The sequence below is a fragment of the Gimesia chilikensis genome (genome assembly GCF_008329715.1).
Taxonomy (GTDB): Bacteria; Planctomycetota; Planctomycetia; order Planctomycetales; family Planctomycetaceae; genus Gimesia; species Gimesia chilikensis.
Genome location: NZ_VTSR01000032.1, coordinates 44,816 through 71,013 on the forward strand (window position 1 = coordinate 44,816; position 26,198 = coordinate 71,013).

The following is a 26,198-nucleotide window of genomic DNA, read 5'->3' on the forward strand; positions in this document are numbered from 1 at the left end:
ATGCGGTACTGGCCTGAAACTTGCTCTAAGAGATCTACAGTCCACGCGACTGGATGATGCGAATTACCGATGGAATACGAGTATCGACTGATTGATTTGAAGTCAGGAAAAGGAAGATGAATTTAAAACAGAAACAGATCGTAATCACGAGGAATGATTATTATAAACTCTCGCGACTGTTAAACAGCGAGTACACCCAGGCAATTGGGAATAAGCCGTACCTGACCGGTTTACGGAGTGAACTGGAGGCTGCGGCCATTGTCGATCCTGAAGAAATCAGCCCCGATGTGGTGACGATGAATTCCAAGGTCACCCTGGTCGATCTGGATATCAATGAAGATGAGACTTATGTGCTCGTCTATCCGGACCAGGCTAATATCGCCAGCGGAAGGCTGTCGATTCTGACGCCGATTGGGACTGCTATATTAGGCTGTAAAACAGGCGATGTGGTGAGCGGGAACGCCAGCCGCATGCGGATTAAAGAGATTGTTTTTCAGCCGGAACGGGCGCGGGTTCCTTCCTGAAAGCCCTGGCTGTATTTCCGTTGAATTCAAAACCAGCCTGAAATGGTAAGGGCTGTCAACCGCGATTGACGAGCGCTCCTCGTCGCGTTGACAGCCCCTTCCCAAAGCAGATCACGGCTTAAGGTGTGATATCAATATGCAGCAAATCCGGGTACAGTTGTAAGGACAGCAGGAACAGGACTAAGGGTGTGATTCCCAACAGTACCAGGATCAGGATCAGCCTGATGACCATGAACGATTCTGCCCGATACGAGTCTGGTTCTTCTACGCTGCGTGACATTCGCGTCGCGGGAGTTTCCACGTAAGGTGTAATCCGTGAAGCACTCAGCCTCTCAAACGAACCCTGTGTGTGGCGCCTGATTTTCTGGCGGGAACGGGTTTCATGATTTGATTTCATCAGCATGTTCAGCCCTCCTTCATCAGGGACATTCGTGGGTCGAAAACAACAAATCTCAATTACATGAGAGAAGCAAATCGCGGGCCAGAACAGCAAAATCGGTTTTTTGTGAGGTGAACACGAAATTCTTCGCGCTGCTGGTTTTGATTGACAAAGGGGACCCCGGGGTCTATATTTGGCAAAAGATGCATCACTTATACATGTTTAAGTCAGAGGTTGAATCATGCAACTTACCATCCAAACCGACTATGCGTTGCGAACGCTGATGTATCTCGCTTCACGCGATGATCGGGCGACTGTAGCAGAGGTCGCGGCCCTGTTTGACATTTCAGCCAATCATGTGGCGAAGGTCGTCAACCAGTTATCCCGCTTTGGTTACATTCGCAGTGTGCGGGGCCTGGGAGGTGGGATCGAACTGGCGGTACCTTTGGACGAGATTCGACTGGGTGAAGTCATCGAACGCTTTGAAGGGAACCTGCATCTGCTGGAGTGTGTGGGAACTGAGGGAGTCTGTGTGATCCAGCCTTTCTGTAAATTGAAGGGCGTGCTGGCGGAAGCGGAACGGCTGCAACGAGAGTATCTCAACAGTGTGACCCTGGCAGATGTGGCGCCTTCCCGTAGACAACTGAAACAGGTGACCTGAATCCCCCGGGACGCTGGTTTGAAATCGGCCGACAGGAATATGAAGCATGAAGCACCTTTCGAATAAGCCTCTGCCGGACACAGTGGAGGGAGCACAGCTCGAAGTCCATTTACAGGCACTGATTGAATCTGTAGGCGATGCCGTTGTCAGTGTGGATCGCGAAGGCCGGTTTGTGTTATGGAATCCGGGGGCAGAACGACTTTTTGGTTATACAGACGAAGAAGCGTTGGGGGAGACGTTGGATCTGATCATTCCAACGGAGTCTCGTGCAGCGCACTGGGCGGGCTTTAAAGAAGCCATGCGTACCAATCAGACACGATTGGGCAGTTCTGTTATCAGGGTACCCATGTTAAGAAAGGATCAAAGCCGGTTTCCGGGTGCATTGACTGTCGGGATCGTGCGTGGTGCTCAGGGGCAGATCAGACAGATTGGTGCTATCATTCGCGAAGAAGAGACAACGTAGAGGGCAGTCTGTCATGAATTTCAGGCTGCAGTCAGTCCACATTAATCAAATAGGCACGAATACAGAAGGAGAATTTGTCTGGGTCGAAGATAGTGTTCCCCCGGAATGGGGTGAGAAAGAACTGCACTGGTTTTCCGAGATTGTACCACAGCGCAGATTACTGGACTGGTATGCGTTAACTCCCGACAGGTGGTATGAATTTGCCCGACTATTCAGATTACAGCTAAGAGAACAGACTTCGAAATGTGAGAGATTAAGGCAAATGGCGCAGAAGAGTCAGCTGAACCTGGTTTATCAACAGGGGACTCTGAAGCAGAACATTGCCACCGTTTTGGAAGGGTTTGTAATTGAACTGGAGTGCCAGCGGCGTTGGGAATCAGGCCTGATGATTGGCGGTTATACAAAGCCAGTCAGGGAGCAGATCCTTGCGTTGGGGGGATTGTGGTTTACCAAACATAAAACCTGGATGATGCCGGACGAGTCGAGCTGGAAGGCGATTGTCGATTTACTTCCCGGTGATTTTTAAGTGCTCAGATGATGAGATGGGAAAGTGTAATGAACGCAGGACGACGAGAACGGGCAGAACTGGGATTTATACTGCAGGGGGCCATTCTGGCGGTAGTACTTTCCAGTCTGGCACTGCTGCTGGAAGAGGTGCCTGCGGAAGAATCTCAGCAGAAAGCGGATCCGCCGAGACAGATGCATTATCCGACAACCGCCGTTGAGGCCCGGGTCCGGGCACGCATCTTACATGAAACCGTGCATGGTGCGCTACAGGTAATCCATCGGGACTTCTTCGAGGAAGAAGAGAGCCGGGTGATCCCCTCGCATTCGCTGGAAGATGTGTTTAAGGAACTGGCGCGGAGCCAGGGCATCAAGGTGCGCTGGCTGGCTGTGAATGCCCGGGCGATGAATGTCGACAATGAACCGCGGACGGAATTTGAGAAAAAGGCGGTTAAAGTGCTCTCGTCTGGGAAGTCCGAATTTGAACAGGTCACCGACAAAGAGTATCAGTTTACGGGAAGCATTCGGCTGGCTTCACAGTGCCTGAAATGTCATCTGCCGATGCGAAAAAGTAACGAGGCGCGGGTGGCCGGGCTGGTTATCTCGATGCCCCTCAAGGTAGCGGAGAGAGCGAAATGAGATTGTCGAGGGATGTCAAAGGCGATGAAACGTAGTTGAGACAATCCCCGCGAATCCCTGCGGATTAAGGGCACCAAACTTGATTTGTAAACAAGGTTAATTTAAATTCACGTCAGCCTTCACGGTTAGTTGCTTCGGTTTTTCGCATAGTCCCGGAGTAACGGGCCCGCCCAATGACTGGCGCTTAACTTATTGGGCGGGTCTTTTTTTTATCCACTCGTGACAAGTGATTCCGCATGTTCGACATGGTTTAAGATTTTCGCTGAGACGCACTTCATGTGCAGTGACTTACCAGGAGGCAGAGAACGATGAGAGCAATACGAAACTGTCTGGTTGTTGTGATGTTGAGTGCCTGTCCCCTGGCCGTGGTTACGTTGGCCCAGCCTCCCGCGAAGGAGCAGGCGAAACAGAGTGACTCCCCGACGGAAGGAAAGCCAGACGACTCAGAAGAAACGGCTCCTCAACTGTCACTTCCCGAGGCGCGTGAGCGTGCCCGACTGGCTCACCGCTTTTACTCGGCTACGCTGGACGCGATGCACCGGAGTTATTTCAACAGTGCGACGGCGCCGGTGCCGGCGCGTGTGATGGAGCGGATGTTTGCCGACCTGGCAGCGGATGAAAATATCAAAGCCCGGTGGATTGCCGTGAATGCCAACGCCATGAGTGTCGATCACGAACCGGAAACGGAATTCGAAAAACAGGCGGCCCGGGAGATCGCAGCCGGGAAAGGGGCTTACGAACGAATCGAGAACGGCGTCTACCAGCGGGCTGGTGCCATTTCATTAATGAACCATGGCTGTCTGACCTGCCATCTCGGGTTTGGAAAAAAGAATACCAAAGATCGCTTCGCAGGCTTGATCATTTCTATCCCGGTTAAGACGCAGCAGAAATAAACCGGTTGCCGATGACCTGGCTCAATGATTCGGACAAAAACGTCCCGAGGTAAGTCAGTGTGTCGCACTGCTGGTGAAGCACCTGCTAAGTTCTTGAATCCTTGCGCTGACAGATGTAGAGTATGCATTAGTGGAGATCTTCAAAGCGAAACTGATTCCACTATTTCAATCTGCATTCTTTACGCCTGTCTCTCCGGAGTAGCTGCAATAACCTGATAAAACCGCTTTGAGCATTCGAACATGAATCGATGAATTCCTGTGCAATGTATGAAACAACTGCTGTTTGTTACGGGCCTGTAAGCCGGAATTTATGGATCAAAAACACGTGCAAGAAAACGCTCCTCTGATCGTAGTGGGCATCGGTGCTTCTGCCGGTGGGCAGGAAGCCCTGCGCAGCTTCTTTTCCACAATCAACTCAACCCCCGGTTATGCGATTGTGCTGATTCAGCATATGCTCCCGGAAGGGGCTGATACACTGCTGCAAACGATGCACAAGCTCTCTCCGCTACCTGTCTCACTGATTGAGCAGGATACGCGTCTGCAGCCGGATCATGTTTTTATTGTCCCCCCACACTCCAGTTTCACATTCAATGCTGAAACAGAGTTTACTGTCAGGGCGGTGCCACAGGCAGGTCAGGGGACGCCGGTAATTACGCCTTCGTTTCAGTCACTCGCGGATCATCTGCAGCAGAATTCCGTAGGCATCCTGTTATCGGGAACAGACAACGATGGGACCGAGGGCCTGCATGCGATTCAGGAGGCCGGCGGCCTGACGATGGTACAGGATCCGGATTCTGCCCGGCATACTGAAATGCCTGCCACTGCGATCACTGCGGGGAAGGCGGACTATGTGCTGCAGCCGGAACAAATGCCTGTGGAATTGAAGGCTTGTCTCTCCAGTCTGAAACTGGACCGCGCGCCTCACCAGGGGGAGCCCAACCTGCAAAAACAGGTGGAGGCACGGCTGCCAGACATCTGTAACCTGTTACTGCAGGAGACGGATCACGATTTCCATCATTATAAAACGGGAACCCTGATTCGCCGGATTGTCCGTCGGATTCAGATTTCGCGTCTCCCTGATGTCAGTCGGTATCTGGAGCATCTCGAGGAGAATCGAGAAGAAGTGCAGGCGCTGTTTCGTGAGCTGCTGATCAGCGTCACTTCCTTCTTTCGAGATCCGGAAACATTTGCCGTGCTGGCCCGCGACTATCTCCCCCAGCTGTTTGAAAACCGGGACGCTGATGTGCCGATTCGGGTGTGGGTTCCTGGCTGTGCCACCGGAGAGGAAGCGTACTCGCTGGCAATCCTGCTGTATGAAGCACGCGAACGAACGGCGCTGGACGTGGAGATGCATGTCTTTGCGACTGATATCGATGAACGGGCTTTACAAATAGCGCGGGAGGCCGTGTATTCGAGAACCATTGAAGCGCATGTCTCCCCAGAGCGGCTGTCGCGTTTTTTCGGCAGAAAAGGGAAACATTACCGGGTGAAGAAGGAAATCCGGGATTTATGTGTCTTCTCTACGCATAATCTCATCAGTGACCCTCCTTTCTCACAACTGGATTTGATTTCCTGTCGCAACCTGCTGATTTACCTGGATACTCATCTGCAGCAGAAGCTGGTCTCGGTATTCCATTTTGCCTTGAAGCAGAATGGCTACCTGTTGCTCGGACCTTCCGAGAACCTGGAGATGCACTCGGAAATGTTTCGTCCGCTGGATAAGAAACATTGTATCTCCCAGCGAAAATCCGTTCCGGTGAGAGCCTCTGCTTTAAAATATACGCCGAATCGCTATCGGAATCCCGCTGTCAAACAAGACAACCGGGAAGTGCCACTGGCGGAGTTGTCCGGTATCGCTCAGCAAATCCTCCTGGCCGAGTATTCTCCCCGATACGCGGTGGTGAATGAAGATGCGAATCTCCTGACCACATCAGCAGGCATTGAACAGTTTCTGGAATTTCCGGAAGGGAGCTTTCATAACAATCTGATCAAGATGACGCGTTCCGGCTTGCGGAGCGGGTTGCGTTCGGCGTTATCGCAAGCGAACAAATCGCGCGAGAAGGTGATCGTTGATACGTTGACATTCAAAATGGGGGAAGATCTGCGGCGGGCACGGCTGGTGGTGCATCCGCTGTCGGAAGTCAGCCAGGGATCGGCCCTGTTTCTGGTGGCATTTGAAGATCTCGGTTCAATATTGCAGCAGACCTCGCTACCAGAAGAGTCTAATGCGGGAACAATCGATGCGGAGTCTGTGATCGAACAACTGGAGGTGGAACTGGAGCGGACACAAACTGAGCTGGAAAACAGCATTCAGGAACTGGAAGGTTCGAATGAAGAATTGAAATCATCGAACGAAGAGTTGTTGTCGATCAACGAGGAACTTCAGTCTGCCAATGAGGAACTGGAAACTTCCAAAGAGGAAATCCAGGTCAGTATGGATGCGCTGGGACGCGCCCAGGCGGATCTGGAAAACCTGATGAACGGCACCCGCATTGCGACCATCTTCCTGGATCGTGAATTGCAGATCAAAAGCTTTACTCCCTCTGCAATCGAAATCTATAACCTGAATCAATCTGATCTCGGACGGCCACTGACGGATCTCACGCACCTCGCCAAACGGATGCCCAAACTTCCTTCCATAGAAAGTATTGATCGAAAAAGCCTGCCTTTTGAGGATGAACTGCAGCTGAAAAGCGGGAAGTGGCTGCTGCGTCGCGTGCTCCCGTATGAAAGTGAAGGGGTGTTTGATGGGATGATCGTCACCTTTATGGATGTGACGGAATTCAAGCTGGCAGAAATCCGTCTGGAAACCGAGCACGCGATTACGCAACTCCTGTCCGATGTGGATTCCTTAGCAAAAATCGATACCTCGATTCTGGAGACCATCCGCAAGTGCCTGCAGGCCAGTGTAGGACTGCTCTGGCTGACAGACCCTGCACAGGAACGCCTCTGCCTGGAAACCAGCGTGGTGACCAACACCAAAAAATACCGTAAATTTCTCAACAGCAACCAGGAGATTCAGTTTGCTCGTGGAGAGGGGTTTCCCGGTCGTACCTGGGAGAGTCTGCAGCCGGAATGGTGTGAGGACATTCATAACCTGGTGTGGTTTAACCGGAATGAAATCGCGCGCAAGAGTGGGCTGTCCAGTGGAATTGCCATTCCCGTGATTTCAGATCGAACTTGCCTGGGCGTCATGGAGTTTTATACGACAGAGCAACTGCAACCCGATCCACTGCTGCTGAATATGTTCAATTCGATTGGTCATGAGATCGGATCGTTTGTCAGCCGCTGCCAGATACAGAATCGGCTGTACGATGAAATCGCGCAGAAAAATGCCGTGTTATCGTCGGCCATCGATTGCATCATGACGATGGATGCTGAGGGCCGCATTCAGGACTTCAATCCTGCTGCAGAGAAAACATTTGGTTATTCAGAGGAAGAGGTGCTTGGCCAGTCCCTGTGCGACCTGATTTTGCCCGAGGAGTTTCGACCACGCTATCGGGAAGAGATGCAAACGTTTCTGGAGACGGGACGATCCGAACTGGTCGGTCGCCACCTGGAACTGCCTTTCCTGCATAAAACGGGAACGGAGTTTCCGGCCGAGCTGGCAATCAGTGTGACGCAGCTCGAAAAGTCAAAACATTTTTTCACGATCTGCCTGAGAGACATCAGTCAGCGACGTCAGCAGGAGGCAACCCTGCGAGACACGGAAGGTCGTGCCCAGGCACTGGTTGAAGCGTCGGCACACATGGTCTGGACGATGACTCCGGATGCAAAAACTGAGGAAGATTCCCCTTCCTGGCGTGAGTTTACCGGCCAGACCTATGAGGAATGGAAAGGCAAAGGCTGGGTAGATGCAATTCATCCTGATGATCGGGAACGGACACTCAATCAATGGCAGACCGCTTTTGAAAAGCGGGAGCCTCTGGCTTGTGAGTACCGTTTGAGTCATCGCGACGGCGGCTGGTGCTGGACTTCAGTGCGGGCGGTTCCCCAGCTCAATGCAGAGGGGGAGGTGCTGCGCTGGGTGGGTATGAATTTTGACATCTCCCGTCAGAAACAAATGCAGCAGGAACTGGAGTCCAATGAAAAGCGGTTGCTGATGGCGCTTAAGGCCGGGGGCCTGGCAGCCTGGGAATGGCGACCCGAAGAAAGTTTCTGGTCTGATGAACTCTATGAACTGCTGGGGGTTCCGCGGAGCACTACAGCCTGTCCGGAAACGTTTTTCTCCTGTGTGCATGAGGACGATTTACCCGGTTTACAGCAGGCCTGGGGAGACGCAATTTCGGGTGTCAAGCACTACGACACCACGTTCCGTATCATCCGTCCTGACGGTCAGATCCGCTGGGTGGCTGGTGTGGGTGAAATTTTCCGGGATCAGCAGGGTAATGTGATGCAGATCTTCGGCCTCAACTGGGACTTTACCCAGGAACGCGAGGTAGAAGAAACACTGCGGAAAAGCGAACAACAGGCCAAGCAGGCCAGTGTTGCCAAAAGTGCTTTCCTCGCGAATATGAGTCATGAAATCCGCACGCCGATGACTTCGGTTCTGGGGTATACGGACCTGTTGATCGGGATGGAACAGGATCAGGAGAAAGCCAGTTATCTACAAAGCATCAAACGCAATGGCAGTTTTCTGCTGGACATCATCAACGACATTCTGGACCTGTCGAAAATTGAAGCCGGTAAACTGGAGGTCGTGCGGGAATCGTTCTCTCTGCTGGATCTGATCTCTGATGTACGTGCGATGATGCGGGTTCGAGCCAGCGAAAAGAACCTGGAGTTTTACATTGAGTTCAACAATGAAATTCCGGAATACCTGGAGAGTGACCCCAAGCGGCTACGACAAATCCTGCTGAATCTGATCAGTAATGCAATCAAATTCACAGAGCAGGGAAGTGTACGCGTTGTGATTGACTACCAGGGTGGTGCGGAGGATGCGACCCTGACAATATCTGTTATTGATACCGGTATCGGCATGTCGGTCAAACAGCAGGCGCGTCTCTTTCAGATGTTTACCCAGGGGGACATTTCCGTTTCGCGAAAATATGGGGGAACCGGTCTGGGGCTGGCCATCAGCCAGCGACTGGCTCATATGCTGAACGGGATCATTTCCGTAACGAGCCAGCCGGGAGAGGGGAGTACGTTTACCTGTGCCATCCAGCTACCTCCAGGTGATAATCAGAAACTTATTCAACCTGAGCTGAAAACGGATGCACCAGAGCCGGTCAGCATCCTGGATACCTGCCAGTTAAACTGCCGAATTCTGATTGTCGATGATCAACGCGACGTGCGTCATCTGGCGAAACTGCTGCTGCAACGAGCCGGCGCTGAGACCGAATTCGCGGAAGATGGTCTGCAGGCTGTGGAATTAATCGAGCAGCAGTTGCAGACAGAATCCACCGCAGACTTGATCTTACTGGATATGCAGATGCCCCGGATGGACGGATATCAGACGGCGGCCCGCCTGCGTGAAATCGGCTATCGCAAACCGATTGTTGCACTGACTGCCGATGCAATGCAGGGGGACATGAAACGCTGCCTGGAACTGGGCTGCGATGACTACCTGAGCAAACCTATTGATGCCAGAGAGCTGTTTGAAATGGTCTCCCGATTGACGCAGCAGACAACCTCATCAACGCGGAGCGATGAGCGAGACACTTAGTGTGTTGCACAACACTGATTCACAGGCTGGCGCTGATCGATAATCAGCGCCAGTCGCTGTCTGGTTTACTTTTCGCTGAGCAGATGATTGGTAAGACTGCTCTGTTGGGAATAATTCACCTGGTGCGGCAGCATTTCCTGATTTCCCTTCATGTCTTCTGCTGAGGTGACGAGTCGCAGGTTGCCGGACTCGGGAACAGGCAGGACGATTTCCCACTCCTGGAAGTTGGCTGCTGTGGGACGCACCGGTTGCTCATTCACCTTGACCTGTTTCACATCGTAATTATCTGAGGTGACGCCGCGAACCAGGACTTGCCCGGATTGCTGCGGTTCAATATGAGTGATGACCGTCACGGGGGGCAAATCGTCAATGGGTTCCAGGTCAAAGTAATCTTTGAGCGAGTACGCATAGTCGGAGTCGCCGGCGGCACGCGGGAAGAAGACGGTGGTGTTGACTTCCGAAAAATTCAAACGACGGTACTCATGTCGGTGCATGACACAACGCCATAATCCATAAGCACAATCGTGCAAGTCGAAATCTTCAATGCGAACACAGGGAGTCCCGCAGTGGAAGGCCCAGTGCGAATCCCAGACTTTGGTATTCCGCAACAGGAACGGATGCTGGTAGTCGGGACCGATGCCTTCGACATCACTGTCTTCCTTGTTGAATCTTCCCCCGGCAAAACCGCCGAGGTTGATGGCAAACAGTCGCTGGCAGTGTGCTTCGTTTCCATCGAAGCGAACGAAGGGCAGAGTGCGAATATCGACTTCCTTCATGGAACCATCTTTTTGCAGGATGGGCAGGGTCGGGTTGAAGTCTTTCCGTTCGACCACTTCAAAACGGAACCCGTCTTCATCACATTCGGCGGCGACATTTCTGGTGAAGGTGTTCAGGCTGTTAGCCCACCAGAACCCGGAGCCCAGGTTTAAATCGTAAGGCAGCACCTGCTTGGGAAGTGGTTTACCGCCCAGCGCCTGGACGGCCAGATTGCGGTCAAAGATATTATAAACTTCGGTTCCGTCTTCCAGGAAAAATCCATGGCCGACACTTTTGTAACCGACGCAATCCTTGACCACGAGGTACTGGGTTCCGTGGACCGTGATCCAGCGGTTATGACTGTCCCAGACCGAGAGCCCCGTCAGACTGCTGCCACGCATGGAATCGCCGACGAGGTGATAGTGGATGGGGTATTTTCCGAGCGTGTCTTTTTTCCCCAGATGACGAAACTCGGCATAGCTGATGCTGCCCTTGGAATCGGCGTGATACATCGTGTGTCCGCGAATCCCTTCCGGGTCGGCTGATTCGACAATCACGTTACGGGATAGATTAGCCACTTCGGCCCGGTATTCACCACTTCCCAGGTGATCAAACTCCAGCGGTTTATCGAAGCTGACGATCTGCAACTTCGAGTCAAAGCCGCCCCAGTGCCGCATTCTGGTGATGACTCTTTCTTCCGTCGTGGGGTTATCCGCAACACTGTTGTCGTCGCCTGATTTGCGGTGCCGGGTGCCAATGTAGCCAAACTGTCTGGTGGTGCCCGAAAGAATGATGCGGTCTCCGACTTTCCAGCCGGGAAGGGGATACGGCATCACGACCCGTGCTTCACCCACTTTGGCAGTCTGATAAGGGAGCTTGACCCAGGTACGTTCCAGGGGAGCACCATGAATATCCATGCGACCGCCGCAGCAAATGATGGCCGGGCAGGTGTCTTTGTTCATGCCCTCAATGTAGTGCAGGCGGATGAGGGCCGTATGTTTCGCGGGAATGGGGGAATCAGGACGTCCCACTTCGAGGGTGGGGGCAGGACGCGCGAACGAAAATGCGTTCTTCGCGTTCTTTCCGTCCGACTCAACGACCATCTGACAATCAAAGCCTTCTTCACAGTAGTGATCGAGGTCTTCGATCCGAATCAGTCCGACTTCGAGTCGGGTATTGCGATCGGAGGCGAATTTGAGTGTTCCCGAGATCTGGATGCCACGAATGACGTCCTTCGAATCCACATCATAGACGATCTGGTGATCACGCTGAATTAAGACCTGGGCACCCGCGCCAGGGACTTTGCCTCCCTGCCAGGTTTCAGGAGAGGACCATGGCCCGCTTTGAGCGGAATGAATGACTTTCATTTCTGCATGGTTATGCGTTTCATGTGCCAGCAGGGGCGCAGCTCCGGTGACCAGACAGGCAAGTCCAGCGAGGAAATGCACGAGCAGATTTGATGGGAAATGATGCATGGAATCTCTTCTTAAAACAAATTGACAATTGTGGCTATATCCGGCTGCTGTAAGCAGGTTGTGTTATTCATCCAGTTGGTCGGCATCCTGTGTGTTACGCCTGCGGACCGGTCGTTTCGTCAATTGAACATTTTCGAGTTCGATCGGTGTCAACTGATTATTTCCTTCTTCGACGGTAATGGTGATCTCTGAATCCTGAGGGATCGAATATTTTTTCCCCAGTTTGTTCCAGGGTTTGTCGGAATTTGGATTGTCGAACCAGAGGATCCCCACCTGATACTCGCCAGCGGGGGCGCCGTCGCCATGTTGATAGGTGGTGAGCTGAAAATGCCCTTTATCATCCACCTTGGCCCGGGGCCTGGTGCCCCGTGAATCAAATTCCTCGCCATCGGCAGGGTAAAACACCATCACGGCTCCCGATGCCGGTTCTCCGTTGATGGTCAATATTCCCTCCACCGTCTGCAAATCAGGCCGCGGATCCTGATTTCCACAACCAGAGAACAGCAACAGGCTCAAGATCGCGATGCTGCAGGGGACATTAAAAACAGACGACTTCACGGAATCACTCCAGCTAACATGTTGAAAAGTAATGCGATAAGAGAACATTCCACAGGGGACGCCGCGGGCAGTTCCCCGGCGTCTCAAAATGAATCAGCTCAAAGCGATGTCTAAAACTCGCCTACGACTTCTCCGCCTCCGTAGGTGCAGAGCGCGATAAAGGTGAGATTGCTCATATTTTCGCTGAGGAAGCGGACCGAACCATCGGCGAGTGCCACCTGTACGCCTCCAGTATGAAAGGAGAGGGGATTGGCCCACTTGTTGGTCGAGTTGATGAAGTTCGGCCCATAGCGTGTGACGCCATCGTCTTCAAAGCCATACATCCAGCCGGCACAAGGTCCTGCCCAGTAATCAAACCAGCCACCAAACTCGGGGTTGTTCGTGACGAGGGTTCCTGAAGTGCGGTCCTTGTAAATCCACTGTGATCGTCCCGCTGATTCATGCACGATGATTGTGTTCGACGTGCCATCAACGATATCGCGAAACCGTTTCCCAGATCCACCGCCACCAAAGATCCCCAGATTGGAATCCGCTGCGGCGCCAGGGGCATATACCTGATGGGAGTTACTGTGAATTCCCCGCTGACCGGCGTAGTCTGAAGTAAAAGCACCTCGGTTGGCATCGATGGTCCAGCCGCTGGAGAGACGCATGCGTAATTCCGGCGTCATCTGTGTGCCCCCTGGAGTCGACGGGCATTCAAAGAGTGTAAGTTTGGTTTCGATCGCATCCTGGTTTTCAGTATCCCAGAAGGAGTAATCGTGGTTGTAGATATTTCCCAGAGATGCCTGATCGAAATAGCTTAGCGTCTGTGGGATCCAGCTGTTGTAGTGAAAGGAGCCATCAGCGCGCTGTCCGTAGTAAGTTTCTAACGGAAAGATCTGGTGGGTGCCTGCGTAGTTGTGCAACGCCAGCCCGATCTGTTTGAGGTTATTCTTACATTGCGTACGTCGCGCCGCTTCACGCGCCTGTTGAACGGCAGGGAGTAACAGTGCAATGAGGATTGCGATAATCGCGATTACGACCAGCAACTCAATTAAAGTGAAGCCGCGGCGCGCACGGATGGATTGCGAACAGGACATAGGAATCTCCGGAGTAGATCTTAAATCGACAACACACAGGCAAACTGTTTCAGTCGCGGGGTTGTCTGGAAGCAATTCCGGTGGGGCTGGCATCGCTGAGATGTTGGCAGGGAATCACAACAGGAATGATTTCTGTTTTGGTTGAGAGTGAGATTCAGTCTCACTGATTAGAGGATAGTCGGTCAGTATTTGAATGCAAGGGGGATCGTTAGATATCCCTGAAAAAAAGGCATTCTGGATCAATACGTCTTTTAATAGCCGGCTGTTTCTCAGCTTTTGTGGCTCTGTTTAACTGATTTTAGACCAGGAAAACCATCGAAGTGAACTGGCGTTTCTCGTTTCACTCGCGTTCGCTGCTGCGGACCCGGGCAACCACCAGTTCTTGTGTGTAAGGTGCTGATATTAAGTCGCTTACGCCGTTTCCAGTCGTCGTACCATTCTCAGTTCAATGCGTTCCAGTTTCAGACCGGCGTTTTTGAAGAAGAAATCGGCAGTTTTCCGGAATTCGATTGCACTGCATGCAATCATTCATCGCCAAGTCTGGTGTGAGCCATTTCATTAAGAGGATACGACCATGAAAAATAACCAGAGGCGATTCGAAACTTTGAGCCGTTTGACACGACGGCTGCACCAGAGCCTGTTTGCCAGACCACGACGACGGTCTGCTGCCCGAGCACAGCAGCAACGCTTTCAGCCGGCGAACTGTCAGATTGAACTTCTGGAAGAACGCAGGCTGCTCACCGCTGCCTTTTCGGAGTTGAATAATCCGAATCCGAGTGCTGATACCAGCTTTGGCTCTTCGGTGGTCTCACTGAGTACAGGCAATATTGTTGTCACGGATCCGAGTTATGATGGCTCGCGCGGGGCCGTCTATCTGTTTAACGGCCAGACCGGCGACCTGATCAGCACGCTCACCGGAGCTTCTGCCAATGATCGGATTGGAAATGGCAGGGTGACGTCATTACCCAATGGGAACTTTGTGGTCAGCAGTCCGAGTTGGAGTAATGGGGAGACTGGGGGTAACGCCGGGGCGGTGACGTTTGGAAACGGAATCACCGGCGTGAGTGGCGTCGTCTCGGCGGCCAACAGTCTGGTAGGAAGTTTCGAGTATGACGGCAGTGGTGGGGGACGTGTGATCGTGTTGGAGAATGGCAATTATGTGGTCACCAATCCCTATTGGGACAACGGATCAATTGCCGACGTCGGGGCCGTCACCTTTGGTGATGCGACCACGGGAGTGACCGGCGTGATCTCAGAGGCCAACAGTCTGATCGGTGCCAGTGCCCAGGACAAAATTGGATATCACTACGGTAATGATACGGGAATCAAACTGCTGGCGAATGGCAATTACCTCGTCGGCAGTCCGTTCTGGGACAACGGCTCTAACAGTGACGCCGGCGCGTTGACTTGGGGAAATGGAACGACGGGTACAACCGGTGTGGTATCGAGCGCCAACAGTCTCGTGGGGTCTTCGCAAGATGATCTGGTGGGCGACTTCCTCTGGGGCAATGTGAATATCACTTTGCTCGCCAACGGAAACTATGTGCTTTGCAGCCCGACGTGGGATAACGGCTCAATCACGGACGCCGGTGCGGTGACATTTGGAGATGGAACAACGGGGGTGACAGGAGCAATTTCAGCAGCCAACAGTCTGGTCGGAACCACAGCTGGCGATAAGGTGGGCTCCCTTTTTCACTCCGTTTCCAGTGTGACCGAACTGACAAATGGAAATTATGTCGTGAGTAGCCCGACCTGGGATAACGGCTCAATTTTGGATGCGGGAGCGGTGACGTTCGGCAGTGGAACGACAGGTGTCTCGGGAGTGATTTCGTCAACAAACAGTCTGGTGGGGGCGACGCAAGAAGACTTTCTGGGGCGGCGCGGTATCAATACAAACGGTATCACGGCACTGACGAACGGCAATTTCGTTGTCAGTAGTCCTGTCTGGGATAATGGGTCTGTTATCAATGCAGGAGCGGTGACATTTGGCGATGGAACGACGGGCGTTAGTGGGGTGATCAGTGACAGTAACAGTCTGGTTGGCTTAATCCAATTCGATCAGGTCGGATACTCCGGCGCCACGGCTCTGACGAATGGCAATTATGTCATCAGTACTCCTACCTGGAGTGACGGTTTAACTAGAAGATCCGTCGGCGCGGTGACTTTCGGTGATGGCATGGTGGGAATCAACGGTACTATTTCCTCGGACAACAGCTTGATTGGATCCAGCAATAACGACTATGTGGGCAATGGTGGCGTCGTTGCGCTGCCCAACGGAAATTATGTCGCCATCAGTAATGTCTGGTCTTTCGACAAAGGGGCTGTTTCGTTCGGAAATGGAACAACGGGACTCACGGGGGTTCTCTCTGCCAGTAACAGTCTGGTCGGGACTGAGAATGGTTCTTTCGTTGGCAAGGGGGGAGTGACAGTGCTCGCGAATGGCAACTATGTGGTTGTGAGTTCGGGGTGGGGGGATGCTTCATTTGACAATCTGGGAGCCGTCACCTGGGGGAGTGGAACCACAGGTGTAACAGGAGCGGTATCAGCGTCGAACAGTTTTGTGGGAACGAAAGAGGATGACCACGTCGGCTCAGATGGCATTGTCGCGCTCACGAATGGAAACTACGTGATCAGCAGTTCGCAATGGGACAACGGTACGATCATCGACGCCGGAGCCGTGACCTTCGGAGATGGGACAAGCGGCGGCATGGGGCTCGTTTCATCCACAAACAGTCTCGTCGGCTCCACTGCCGACGATCGATTGGGCTATCATTACTATTCAAATCGAATCGTAACACCGCTTGCCAACGGGAACTATGTGGTGGTGAGTACCGACTGGGATAATGGATCAATCGTCGATGCGGGAGCGGTGACTTTTGGTGACGGTACAACGGGGATCACAGGTGAGATTACTTCGACCAACAGCCTGATCGGGGCACACGAAGATGACCAGTTAGGGGGATATCAATCAGGTGTTTCTGAAGTGACAGCACTCCCCAATGGGAACTACCTGGTCGTCAGCCGGAACTGGGATAACGGTTTGATTGATCAAGGAAGTGGTGTCACGTTCGGCGATGGCACTATCGGTGTAACCGGCTATATCACCTCAAGTAACAGCGTCGCCTCGGAGCAGGGTACGGGGAGCTATGTTCAACGCATTCGAGATGATGTCAACCAGAGTTTTCTGGTGGTTTATGGGGACGAAAATACGATCTGGGTCGGCTCGCAGATTAATGGCTTTACGGGAACCACCTTTGATTTGATTGAGGATGTTGTCCTTGCTGAGAATGCGTCCGAACAGTCGATTGATCTTACGGGACTGGAACCTGTCACAGAAGGGCCCGTCATCTGGTCGGCTTCATCTGACAACCCTGATTTCATTCCTGATTCCAGTCTGACGGTTCTGGATGAAGGAGGAACGCCACGGCTGCGTCTGGTGCCTCCTACAGGCAGAACCGGTACGGCCCAGATTACGGTGCAGGTTGAAGATGGGGGCCTGGATCAGAACCTGGCCACCACCGAAGATAATGGAACCTTCCGGCGAACGTTCACACTCACGATCAACGGGATCGAAGAATCCGCGGAAGAGTTTCTGGCTTTACGGGTCGTTGAAACACCAACCAGTGTGGACGCCAATGGCGAAGCGTCTGTGTTACCCGCGAACGAAACCTGGGTGGGGGAATGGTCAGAATACTGGGTGGAAATCTGGGTGCATACTGAAAACGTCGATAGCGGTGGCGTGGCACTGGTAGACGTTGATCTGAGTTATTTTACCGTCGCGACGACTGCTGTTGAGATTCAATTTGGTGCAGCGTTTACTCAGAACCAGTCAGGTACGATCTTCGATCATAATGGCGGCATTTCTCAACTGGCCGCCAGCACTGAGACCCCCGGACTGGGCATCAATAAGCAGTTATTGTTTGCCCGTGTCAGGTTTGCCGCACTGGAGCAGGACGAAGTGGCGGTTGGTGTCGAAGAAACAGGCCTCGGTTCTGAGATGCTCTCGTTTGGATTCTTCGATTCGTTCATCGGTCTGGGAAACGGGCAGGGGGGCAAACCACTGAACGTTGAAAACGCCAGTTCCACCATCTGGGCCAATCCCTACGACCTGAATGACGATGGTCAAATCAGTTTCCAGGACCTGTTGCGGTTTGCCAGTGTGTATGGGGCTGTGCCGAATGAGTCAGACTCCGATTATGCCTGGCTGGCGGATCTGAATCAGGATGGTCGGGTCAATTTCCGCGACCTGGTTCTGTTTGCAGGTAATTATGGAAAGAACAAACTGCAGAAAGTGAGACCAACTCCGGTTCATTATCCGGATAATTACCCTTACGGCTGGAATCAACAATTGCAGGCCACAAGTCAACCGGTTGCCGTTTCGACAGCAGCTGCACTGACTCAGTCAGAGGCAGATGTGATGCGGGAGAGTGCCGTTGAGGATTTGAGCCCGCGTCTGTCGTCTGCCGCACAACAGAAACTGGAAGCGGTGCAGATTGAAGTGGTCGATCTGGCAGGGACGACGTTGGGGCAGGTTGTCGGAGACACAATTTATCTCGACATCAATGCGGCGGGCCATGGCTGGTTCATCGATGCCACGCCCCGGGATCACAACGAATTTCAGTCAGACAGTTCTCTCTCATTGATTGCATCGCCGGGCAGTGAAGCGGCGGGACTGATCGATCTCTGGACGGTCATTCATCACGAACTGGGGCACCTGCTGGGGAATGAACATGCCGAGGAGGGAGTTATGGAATCGACGCTGGCAACCGGTGAGCGGAAGCTGCCGGACTGGAATACGGAGACCGATGACTTCTTTGCTTCACTGAATGCAGACTCGGATTTGCTGGCCTTCTGATATGTATTTCCTCTACTCCGGCTTGCCGATGGTGTTTGTGAAAAACTTTAATGCTTCCTGAAATGCGAATTCGTGATGTCCGGGGGGCGCGCTGAATTCGGGTGTTTTGCCGCCGACCTGTTGATACAGGGGAGTGATCAGCTTGATGCAGCGTTTCGCTTCGGCGGGGCTGAAGCCGTCGGAGACCGCGTTGGAGATATGCAGGGGACGGGGGGCGACCAGCAGAGCCATCTCGGGGAGGTCGAACGCGGGGAGCAGGCCGGGAATGGCGCCGCAGTGACAGTGGCGCTGACGGTCGCGGATGAAAGAGACGCGCATGCTGCCGAAGATTCCCTGGACGGAAGTGGCTGCGATTCGCGGTTCAAAGGCAGCGGCGGAAAGCGCGAGCAGTCCCCCTGTTGAGACACCGGTCGCACCGACTTTGGCCGGATTCACCTGAGGGTCCGCAAACACGTGCTGCAGCAGGATCTGCTGGTGAGCAAACAGCAGGCCGTACCAGCTGTAACCATCCAGGCGTAACAGATGATCCAGTTCATGATGCCGGTCGCTGCCCGGTTCCATGCCGACGTTCTCCATCGCATAGACAAGGTATCCCTGTTCGGCAAACTGAGCGGCACACGCATGCTGATAGCTGTTCGGCTCGGCGAGGATCTGGCTGACTTTGCCATGCCCCATGAAACAGACGATGGTCGGCAGCTTTTTTTCCGGCTGAGACGGAGGAGCGAGACGGAAGAAGCGAAAGATCCGCTGGCCGTCATGGTCGACGGCGAATTCCCGTTGACGGAACGTGCCTCGATCTACGGCTGCCCCCACTGATTTGATTGTCAGCTTTCCCTGATAAGGATAGACGAGCTGTTCCTGGAAGGCCTGGCGTTGCGTCTCCTGCCACTGTGCCCATTGACGTTTGTTTTGAAATTCGGGTACTTGCAGCGGACGGGCGCGGGTGACTTCGGCCTCGTAAGAGTAAGTGGAGGGCACGGTGATTGGCCCGGAGGTGCCTTCCTGAAAACCGGGAACCTGACGGGCGGCGTTCGCGTCCATAATCGCCAGGCATAACCACCAGGGAGGCAGACCCGAGAGTTTCTGGCCGGGCTGAAATTCGCAGAAAAAGATTGAAGCGAAGTGAGGTTTGTCTTTCACTGTGCCATTGCTCGTGCCCCGATAGGCTGCGTTATCGAGCTTTCGCCAGCCATGGTCGCGGGGGGAGCGTCCCTGGGAAAATGACCAGGCACCGGTGTTGTTGTATTCGAACGCCGCGAAGACCACGGTTGGCTTTTTGAACTGCAGTTCGACACGCTGGCCGCTACCGCCATCAAACAGATAGCGTGGCTGTCCTACAAGTTCCTTGGGTACCGCGAGCATCCGGTAATCGCGATTCAAAAATGTGGTCGTATCCACGCCGCAGATTCCGGGGACGAGTGGCGAGCCTGCGGTTTTCTCAATCAGATCGTTCAGCTTCGCAGAGACTTTCTGGCTGGCTTTGAGTTGCTTTAACGTGGCCTGCAGGGTGGCGACATCATCGACGAGCAGCGAAGCGGGTTTGTGTTTGAGCAGGGGGATGATTTCATCCGGTTTGCCTGTGGAACCGTTGAGATGGAGTTTGACTCCCTGACGTTTGATGGCGGGGACGAGTGACTTATCGTCGAGCCAGCGGGGCCAGAGACGGATATATTCCACGCCTGCCTGAGCGAAGGCATCGATGGATGCGGGATCAGGAATGAAGCCCAGTTGCTGCGCCTGGGGTAGCAGTTTGCGAAACAGCTGCGCCTGTTCCACGCTTCTGACACCGACGATGGTCTGCCGGGGATCACCCTGTTCGCGTACCGTTTTCGCGACCGCTTTGGCATAAGCGGTGCCCTGTTCCTTCAGATCCAGCAGTACGTTGATTTTTCCGCGACAGATCTGCAGGGCTTCGCCCAGGGTGGGGATTCGTTCGCCCGCGTATTTTTTGTTGAATGCAGAACCGGCGTCGAGCTGTTTTAGCTGAGACATGGTTAGCTCGGTGGCCACTCCGGTGCCGTCCGTGGTGCGGTCGAGTTTGGCATCGTGGAGCAGGAAGAGCGTGCCATCTTTGCTGGTCCGCACATCAATCTCGACGGCGGTCGCTTTCAACTCGATGGCCCGCTGCAAGGCGGACAGGGTGTTCTCGGGCCGGTCACTGCTGGCGCCGCGATGTGCCACGATCTGTTGAAGAGTGTCAACGGCTGCTCCCGGATCCGATTCTGACGGGAAGCTCCAGGCCGGGGGGGAAAGCAGCGTCGTCAGACAGACTGCCAGCACGCAGTAAAGTGAGTGTCTCATCGTGAAAACCTTTGATATTCCAACTGCGAAGAGGATCTGCTGTCCTCCTGAATTCCGATAACAAATGCGCTATTTATAACGTACCTAAGGACCTGGTGTTGAGCAAATCATCCGCCGGTGATGCAGCATATTATTCATCGAGTCTTCATGCAGTATCCTGAGACTAACCAGTATCGGGGAAGGGAGCTGGTAACTCAGCTTTCCCGGTTGGTGCCGATCTGTATGATTTGTCAGTTCCTGTTTCATAAAGTGATCGGCGGGAGTGGTCTGTGGTTCATCCAGTCAGACCATCTTGTCGAACGGCGTGGGGGCGTCAAGCGGAAAGTATGAGTCGAGATCTTCTGAAAGTTCAGTGAGGTGGGTGTGAGTCTGCTGCGAAAAGCTCTGAATGTGCTCCGAAATGATTTGAAAAGGAACGAGACATTGGGAACCGGTTCATTTTGTGCTGGTGAAAAACTGGAAAAATCGACGCCGATTCAGGTACTTCTGAGTCACTTGTGCGTCGTGTTCCGGTGCACGCATCATCCGCCTCGCGCGCGAAGCACAATTACACAAGAATAGGATTCGGGAAGTGCCGATCAAGGGCAATTTATTCAGTTCTGGAGACAGAACTGCACTGGATTTTGGGAAGGAGATTGAACGCATGCTTAAAAAATCATGAACGAGAGGGGAGCGAAGGAGCATCGACAGCTTCTACAGAGGTTACCTCCGGTGGACTGGGGGGCTGGACGCACGATATACTTTTAAGCTGCCGTGTGAGTTACCGTTATTGTGACTTACATGGTAGTTTGTGTTTTGTCAAAAGAGTCTTCAACGTGTTTTACAACTGGGAAGTTCATGAATCGTTTACTGCAAGTCTTCACTATTACATTCGTCTCCTGGCTGCTTGTGGGACCGCTGGCTGCGGAGCTCACTCGCTTTGAAATTTTAACTCGCGAACCATTTGCCGACGGTCAGAAATTTGGGTCTGTCGGAGAGTACGAACGGATTAAGGGCCGCGTGTATTATGAACTCGATCCCGAGTTGCCACAGAATCAGAACGTTGTCGATCTGAAGCTGGCACCGCGTAACAAAGCGGGCCGCGTGGAACTGTCGGCGGATGTGCTCATCCTGGCGCCGAAGGATTTGAACAAAGGGAACGGGGCGCTGCTGTACGATGTCAATAACCGGGGCAACCTGACTGCCTTGCGGATGTTAAACTTCGCTGCGGGGGGGAACGATCCGCAAACGCAGAAACAGGCGGGTGACGGTTTTCTGATGAGAGAGGGCTTCACTTACGTTTCGAGCGGCTGGGACGGAGAACTGCTGCCGGGAAGCAGTCGTCTGAGGCTCTTTCCCCCGGTGATCCAGCAGCCGATTACTGGTAAGGTGCGTTGTGAAATCGTGCCGGGCAAGGATACCACGCGAACTGTGGTCAACTGGGCGAACCATGGTTCCTATCGTCCGACGGCCAAGGGGCTCCAGGAAGCGACGTTGACGCATCGTCTGCTGGCCGGTCATCCGCGGGTGCCGATTCCCCGTTCGGAGTGGAAGCTGCATGTCACGGAGGTCGACAGCGATTCGCCCGCGCAACTGCCGAAAGTGGAACTCGAGTATCCCGCCGGGCTGAAGAAGCTGCAGATCTACGAACTGATTTACGAAGCGCAGGATCCCGTCGTGATGGGTACCGGCTTCACTGCGGCACGCGATCTGGTTTCGGCTTTGAAACAGGGGACGGGCGAGGGGAATCCGTTACTGGTCGAAGGCAAGCCTGTGATCGAGCGGGCGCACTCCTTTGGTGTTTCGCAAAGCGGTCGTTTTTTACGCGAGATGATGTACTGGGGCTTCAATGAAGACGAAGCGGGGCAGAGGGTCTTTGAGGGGATCATTCCCCACGTCTCCGGATCCGGCATGGGATCGTTCAACCATCGTTTTGCCCAGCCCACCCGGCATGCGGGACAGCACGATCATCACGATTATCCGCCGGACCGTTTTCCGTTTGCTTATGCTGCCCAGAAAGATCCGCTGTCAGGTCTGACTGAGGGAATTCTAACCCGGGCCGAGGCCAGTGGTACTGCGCCCCTGGTGATGCATACGCAGTCTTCTTCGGAGTACTGGAACCGCAGCGGATCACTTTCGCATACCGATCCTCTGGGGACTACTGATGTCGCGCTGCCTGAGAATGTGCGGATCTATATCATCGGAGGGACGCAACATGGTCCGAGTCGATTCACGACTGATAAGGGGGATGGTCAGACGGCTCCCAATCCCGCCGATTACAAACCGTTCCTGCGCGCCTTGCTGCTCTCACTCGACAACTGGGCGAAAGAGGGAACCGCACCGCCGGCCAGCGTCTATCCGAAGATCAGTGAAGGGACGCTGGTGAGCTGGACTCAGAACGCCACCGGGTTTCCACAGATTCCCGACATTCGCTATCCGGGTGTCATTCAGCAACCTGCTTACCTGGATTTTGGTCCCCGCTGGCAGAAGCAGCGTATCATGGATCTCCAGCCCCCTTTGCCGCGAGGCGATTATCGAGTACTCGTTCCCCGATCCGGACCGGATGGGAATGAGCTGGGATGTCTGTCGGCTCCCGAAGTCGCGGTGCCGGTGGCCACTTATGCCAGCTGGCGATTACGTAGCGAGAACGGTCCTGCCGCCAACCAGCTTTACAGTCTGTCGGGTTCGTATATTCCCTTTCCACTGACGAAGGCAGAACGCGAACAACGGGGCGATCCCCGGGCGTCGATCGAAGAACGCTATGGCACCCTGGAAGCGTATCTCGAACAGCTGGCCGCACAATGCGAGGCTTATGAGAAAGCCGGCTATCTGCTGGAGGCAGACCGGGAGCGGATTCTGCAAACTCAGCGTGAGCGGGTGGCACCATTGTTTGCGAAAATCAAAGCGAAAGCAGAACCGTCCGAACAGGGCAAGTGAGGTCCGTCATGACATTGATTAAACCTGTCTGTACTTTCTGCAGACAGGTGTAATGCTGCGCCGAGGGGAGTTTTATCTACTTCCCTGATGAACGCTGATGAACGCTGATGATGAGTGGGGTGTGTCTGTAAGTTCTTTAAATTAAATGGGATATGGGGATTGGATCTGTGGATATGACGTTTCAGATCTGCGTTCTTTGTCAGAAATCTATAGATTCTTTTCAAAAGGCGACCTGAAAAAAAGATTGAGTGTACGATTACATATAGAACCGAAACATCGCGAGTTGGCTTGCCTCGAATGATGGTTGACATAATTCATGGAACAGAAAAAACAGGAACTGCAGTTCACGACATTGCTGACGGCGCATCGTCGTCAGTTGTATGCGTTTATCTACTCGCTGCTGACCGATCATACGGATGCGGAAGATGTCTACCAGCGCTGCAGCATGATCCTGTGGGACAAGTTCGATCAATTTGACGCGGAATGCGAATTTCTGCCCTGGGCCATGGGCATCGCCTTTTATGAAGTGAAAAACTTCCTGCGTGTCTCGTCCCGTGATCGGCACCATTTCTCCGAACAGTTGCTCAACCAGCTCTTTGAGCGGATGCAAGGCAGCAGTGCTCCCAATGTGCAACTCTCATCGCTGGAGAAGTGTTTGAAGTCTCTGCGTCAGAAGGATCTGTGGCTGGTGCAGCAGGTTTACTGGGAACGACGAAAATGTGCGTCGGTGGCGGAAGAGATGGGAATGAAAATCAACGCCCTCTATGACCGGGTGGGCCGCATTCGCGGTCAGTTGAGAGACTGTGTGCAGAGACGTGTATCGGAGGTGGAACATGCCTGAAAAAGATCAACGGGACGACGCGGAATTTCGGCGGCTGTTACACCGGCTCGCCGATGGTTCGCTCGATCAGACGGAAACAGAACAGCTGGAGTCGTTGCTGCTGGATCAGCCGGAACGGCAGACACAGTACCTGGAACTGGTGTGTCTCGATGCTTCCCTGATGGAGTTGGGCGAAATCAGCAGAAGTGTTCCCGACTATCACATCAGTCATCCGCAAGAGAAGAAATCGGTCCCCTGGGGCGTTTGGATGCTGACGGTCTGTGCTGTGGCCTGCCTGATTGTGGCGGCAGTCCTCTTTGTTTCCACGGACAATCAGCGGCAGCAGGTAGTACAACAGAAAGACCCGGCAGTAGAGGAAGAAACAAATCAGACCGCGAATAACCAGCCGCCGCAGGAACCGTTTTCCCAGGCGACATTGATCGCAGGACATCGGGCCGTCTTTCGGGGAACGCGCTCTCCGACTCTGACGGGCAGTCGCCTGCGGTTCGCTGAGAACTATATGCTGCAGGACGGCATGGTCAAAATCCGCTTTGCCTCGGGAGCGGAAGTGATTCTCCAGGCCCCCGCACTGTTCCAGGTGGCACACGAAGAGGAACTGGTGGTGAACCTCGGCAAGTGCTCGGTCTATGCACCCGACGGAGCAGAAGGTTTTAAAGTCAGCACGCCGACCAGCAATGTGGTTGACCTGGGGACGCGTTTTTCCGTGACGGTTGCGGAAGACGGTGCCTCGAATGTGGCCGTCGTGGATGGGGAGGCGGAAGTCTCCTCGCTGAGCGATCCCCGCAAAAAGCGTCTGCTCAAAGGCGAGACCGCTTATGTGGGTACCGACCTGAATTTAATGGACGGCGACCGCGAGCAGTCGACTCAAGATTATATCGACGCCATTCCCGACCACCTGATTGCGTATGAGTCGATTCCGGACGAACAGGGGCGAGCGAAGTCGCTGGCGTCTGTCTCCGTGCAGCGGGCGGGAGTGCAGCGGATTTATCAGGCTGACGATTTCCTTCTGCCGGTCGTGAATCATTACCGGCCCGGCTCCCATGCGTTCGGGGTCGTTCCCGCCGACGCGCCCGCTGAGGAATATAACCGCTTCGGCCCGATGAATCTGTTGTTTGCTTCGGGTTTCATCAACCCGGGCGGAGAGAAAGCAGTGCACCAGGGCGAATTTCAACTGGGACGTAACGGCACCCCCGGTATGAACCTGGTTTTCGAACAACCGGTGGTGAATGGACCGGGGCCCGACCTGATTATTTTCGATGCCCAGTCGATCGCGCACTCACTGGAGGGGGACGTGTTCCATTTGTACCCGCAGACCGATCACCCGGCTGCCCGGCCGATGACGGTGCGAAAATATGATATCGACGGTCATTCCGAGCAGGCACAGATCATGACCGGCTGCCGTTTGACCCAGTTGAGTCCCGATTTCGCCGACGATGGAACGCCGCTGCCGATCGTGGCACGTTCACAACTGGTGCATCAGGTTCCTTCGCGGCTGTTTGCCGTCGGGATTGATTTGGATGACATGCAGATTCCGCCGGGCGGATCGATTACCGGACTGTTCCTGCAGGATGCCCAGGACGATGCCGACCGGATTGACCCGGTGGTCATTGTTGGACTTCCGCCTGTTAAATAATGCTTTCACTGGAATATTATGCTTCATCGATTCACAACAACTGTATGCTGGCTTTT

At 53.7% G+C, this 26,198-nt stretch carries 16 protein-coding genes; 11 read left to right on the plus strand and 5 right to left on the minus strand.

Annotated features, from left to right (window positions below; genetic code table 11):
- Positions 1 to 116 precede the first annotated feature (116 nt).
- Positions 117 to 524 carry a GreA/GreB family elongation factor gene (locus tag FYZ48_RS25165; RefSeq protein WP_149345294.1) on the plus strand — a complete coding sequence of 136 codons (408 nt, stop codon included), beginning with the start codon at positions 117 to 119 and terminating at the stop codon, positions 522 to 524.
- A gap of 118 nt (positions 525 to 642) precedes the next feature.
- On the opposite strand, the gene FYZ48_RS25170 is transcribed toward FYZ48_RS25165, so the two are convergent.
- A complete protein-coding gene (locus FYZ48_RS25170; protein ID WP_149345295.1) occupies positions 643 to 927 on the minus strand; it encodes a hypothetical protein in 285 nt (94 codons plus the stop codon).
- A gap of 217 nt (positions 928 to 1,144) precedes the next feature.
- Here FYZ48_RS25170 and FYZ48_RS25175 point away from each other — a divergent pair, with 217 nt between their 5' ends.
- From FYZ48_RS25175 to FYZ48_RS25200, 6 genes are all read left to right on the plus strand, one after another.
- A complete protein-coding gene (locus FYZ48_RS25175) occupies positions 1,145 to 1,564 on the plus strand; it encodes an RrF2 family transcriptional regulator (protein ID WP_145038866.1) in 420 nt (139 codons plus the stop codon).
- A 46-nt stretch (positions 1,565 to 1,610) separates the two neighbouring features.
- Complete coding sequence (locus tag FYZ48_RS25180; RefSeq protein ID WP_149345296.1) at positions 1,611 to 2,027, plus strand: PAS domain S-box protein; 417 nt, start codon at positions 1,611 to 1,613, stop codon at positions 2,025 to 2,027.
- Positions 2,028 to 2,040: 13 nt separating this feature from the next.
- The gene (locus FYZ48_RS25185) at positions 2,041 to 2,553 is read left to right on the plus strand and encodes a DUF488 family protein, N3 subclade (protein WP_145038870.1); all 513 of its coding nucleotides are present in this window, start codon (positions 2,041 to 2,043) and stop codon (positions 2,551 to 2,553) included.
- A 29-nt stretch (positions 2,554 to 2,582) separates the two neighbouring features.
- Positions 2,583 to 3,170 carry a c-type heme family protein gene (locus FYZ48_RS25190; protein WP_242022767.1) on the plus strand — a complete coding sequence of 196 codons (588 nt, stop codon included), beginning with the start codon at positions 2,583 to 2,585 and terminating at the stop codon, positions 3,168 to 3,170.
- Positions 3,171 to 3,478: 308 nt separating this feature from the next.
- Positions 3,479 to 4,063, plus strand: a complete 585-nt coding sequence (locus FYZ48_RS25195) for a c-type heme family protein (protein ID WP_149345298.1) — start codon at positions 3,479 to 3,481, stop codon at positions 4,061 to 4,063.
- Positions 4,064 to 4,388: 325 nt separating this feature from the next.
- A complete protein-coding gene (locus tag FYZ48_RS25200) occupies positions 4,389 to 9,728 on the plus strand; it encodes a CheR family methyltransferase (protein WP_187782212.1) in 5,340 nt (1,779 codons plus the stop codon).
- Positions 9,729 to 9,793: 65 nt separating this feature from the next.
- Here FYZ48_RS25200 and FYZ48_RS25205 read toward each other — a convergent pair whose 3' ends face one another.
- The 3 genes from FYZ48_RS25205 to FYZ48_RS25215 all read right to left on the minus strand — a co-directional run bounded on the left by FYZ48_RS25205 (position 9,794) and on the right by FYZ48_RS25215 (position 13,596).
- Positions 9,794 to 11,959 carry a G8 domain-containing protein gene (locus FYZ48_RS25205; protein ID WP_149345300.1) on the minus strand — a complete coding sequence of 722 codons (2,166 nt, stop codon included), beginning with the start codon at positions 11,957 to 11,959 and terminating at the stop codon, positions 9,794 to 9,796.
- A 63-nt stretch (positions 11,960 to 12,022) separates the two neighbouring features.
- Positions 12,023 to 12,517, minus strand: a complete 495-nt coding sequence (locus FYZ48_RS25210) for a hypothetical protein (protein WP_242022768.1) — start codon at positions 12,515 to 12,517, stop codon at positions 12,023 to 12,025.
- Positions 12,518 to 12,627: 110 nt separating this feature from the next.
- Complete coding sequence (locus FYZ48_RS25215; protein ID WP_149345301.1) at positions 12,628 to 13,596, minus strand: DUF1559 domain-containing protein; 969 nt, start codon at positions 13,594 to 13,596, stop codon at positions 12,628 to 12,630.
- Positions 13,597 to 14,170: 574 nt separating this feature from the next.
- Between FYZ48_RS25215 and FYZ48_RS25220 the strand changes: the two genes are divergently transcribed.
- Positions 14,171 to 18,451 (plus strand): dockerin type I domain-containing protein, encoded by a 4,281-nt coding sequence (locus FYZ48_RS25220; RefSeq protein ID WP_149345302.1) that lies wholly within the window; start codon positions 14,171 to 14,173, stop codon positions 18,449 to 18,451.
- Positions 18,452 to 18,463: 12 nt separating this feature from the next.
- Here FYZ48_RS25220 and FYZ48_RS25225 read toward each other — a convergent pair whose 3' ends face one another.
- Positions 18,464 to 20,752: a glycerophosphodiester phosphodiesterase family protein gene (locus FYZ48_RS25225; protein WP_149345303.1), complete on the minus strand. Its 2,289-nt coding sequence runs from the start codon at positions 20,750 to 20,752 to the stop codon at positions 18,464 to 18,466.
- Between the two features lie 837 nt (positions 20,753 to 21,589).
- Between FYZ48_RS25225 and FYZ48_RS25230 the strand changes: the two genes are divergently transcribed.
- The 3 genes from FYZ48_RS25230 (at position 21,590) to FYZ48_RS25240 (ending at position 26,142) form a co-directional block, all read left to right on the plus strand.
- On the plus strand, positions 21,590 to 23,668 hold the full coding sequence (locus FYZ48_RS25230) for an alpha/beta hydrolase domain-containing protein (protein ID WP_149345304.1): 2,079 nt from the start codon (positions 21,590 to 21,592) through the stop codon (positions 23,666 to 23,668).
- A 316-nt stretch (positions 23,669 to 23,984) separates the two neighbouring features.
- Entirely contained in the window at positions 23,985 to 24,509 is a 525-nt protein-coding gene (locus tag FYZ48_RS25235; RefSeq protein WP_145038904.1) for a sigma-70 family RNA polymerase sigma factor, read from the plus strand.
- The gene (locus FYZ48_RS25240) at positions 24,502 to 26,142 is read left to right on the plus strand and encodes a FecR family protein (RefSeq protein WP_149345305.1); all 1,641 of its coding nucleotides are present in this window, start codon (positions 24,502 to 24,504) and stop codon (positions 26,140 to 26,142) included. The genes FYZ48_RS25235 and FYZ48_RS25240 overlap by 8 nt, the downstream gene beginning before the upstream one ends.
- Positions 26,143 to 26,198 lie beyond the last annotated feature (56 nt).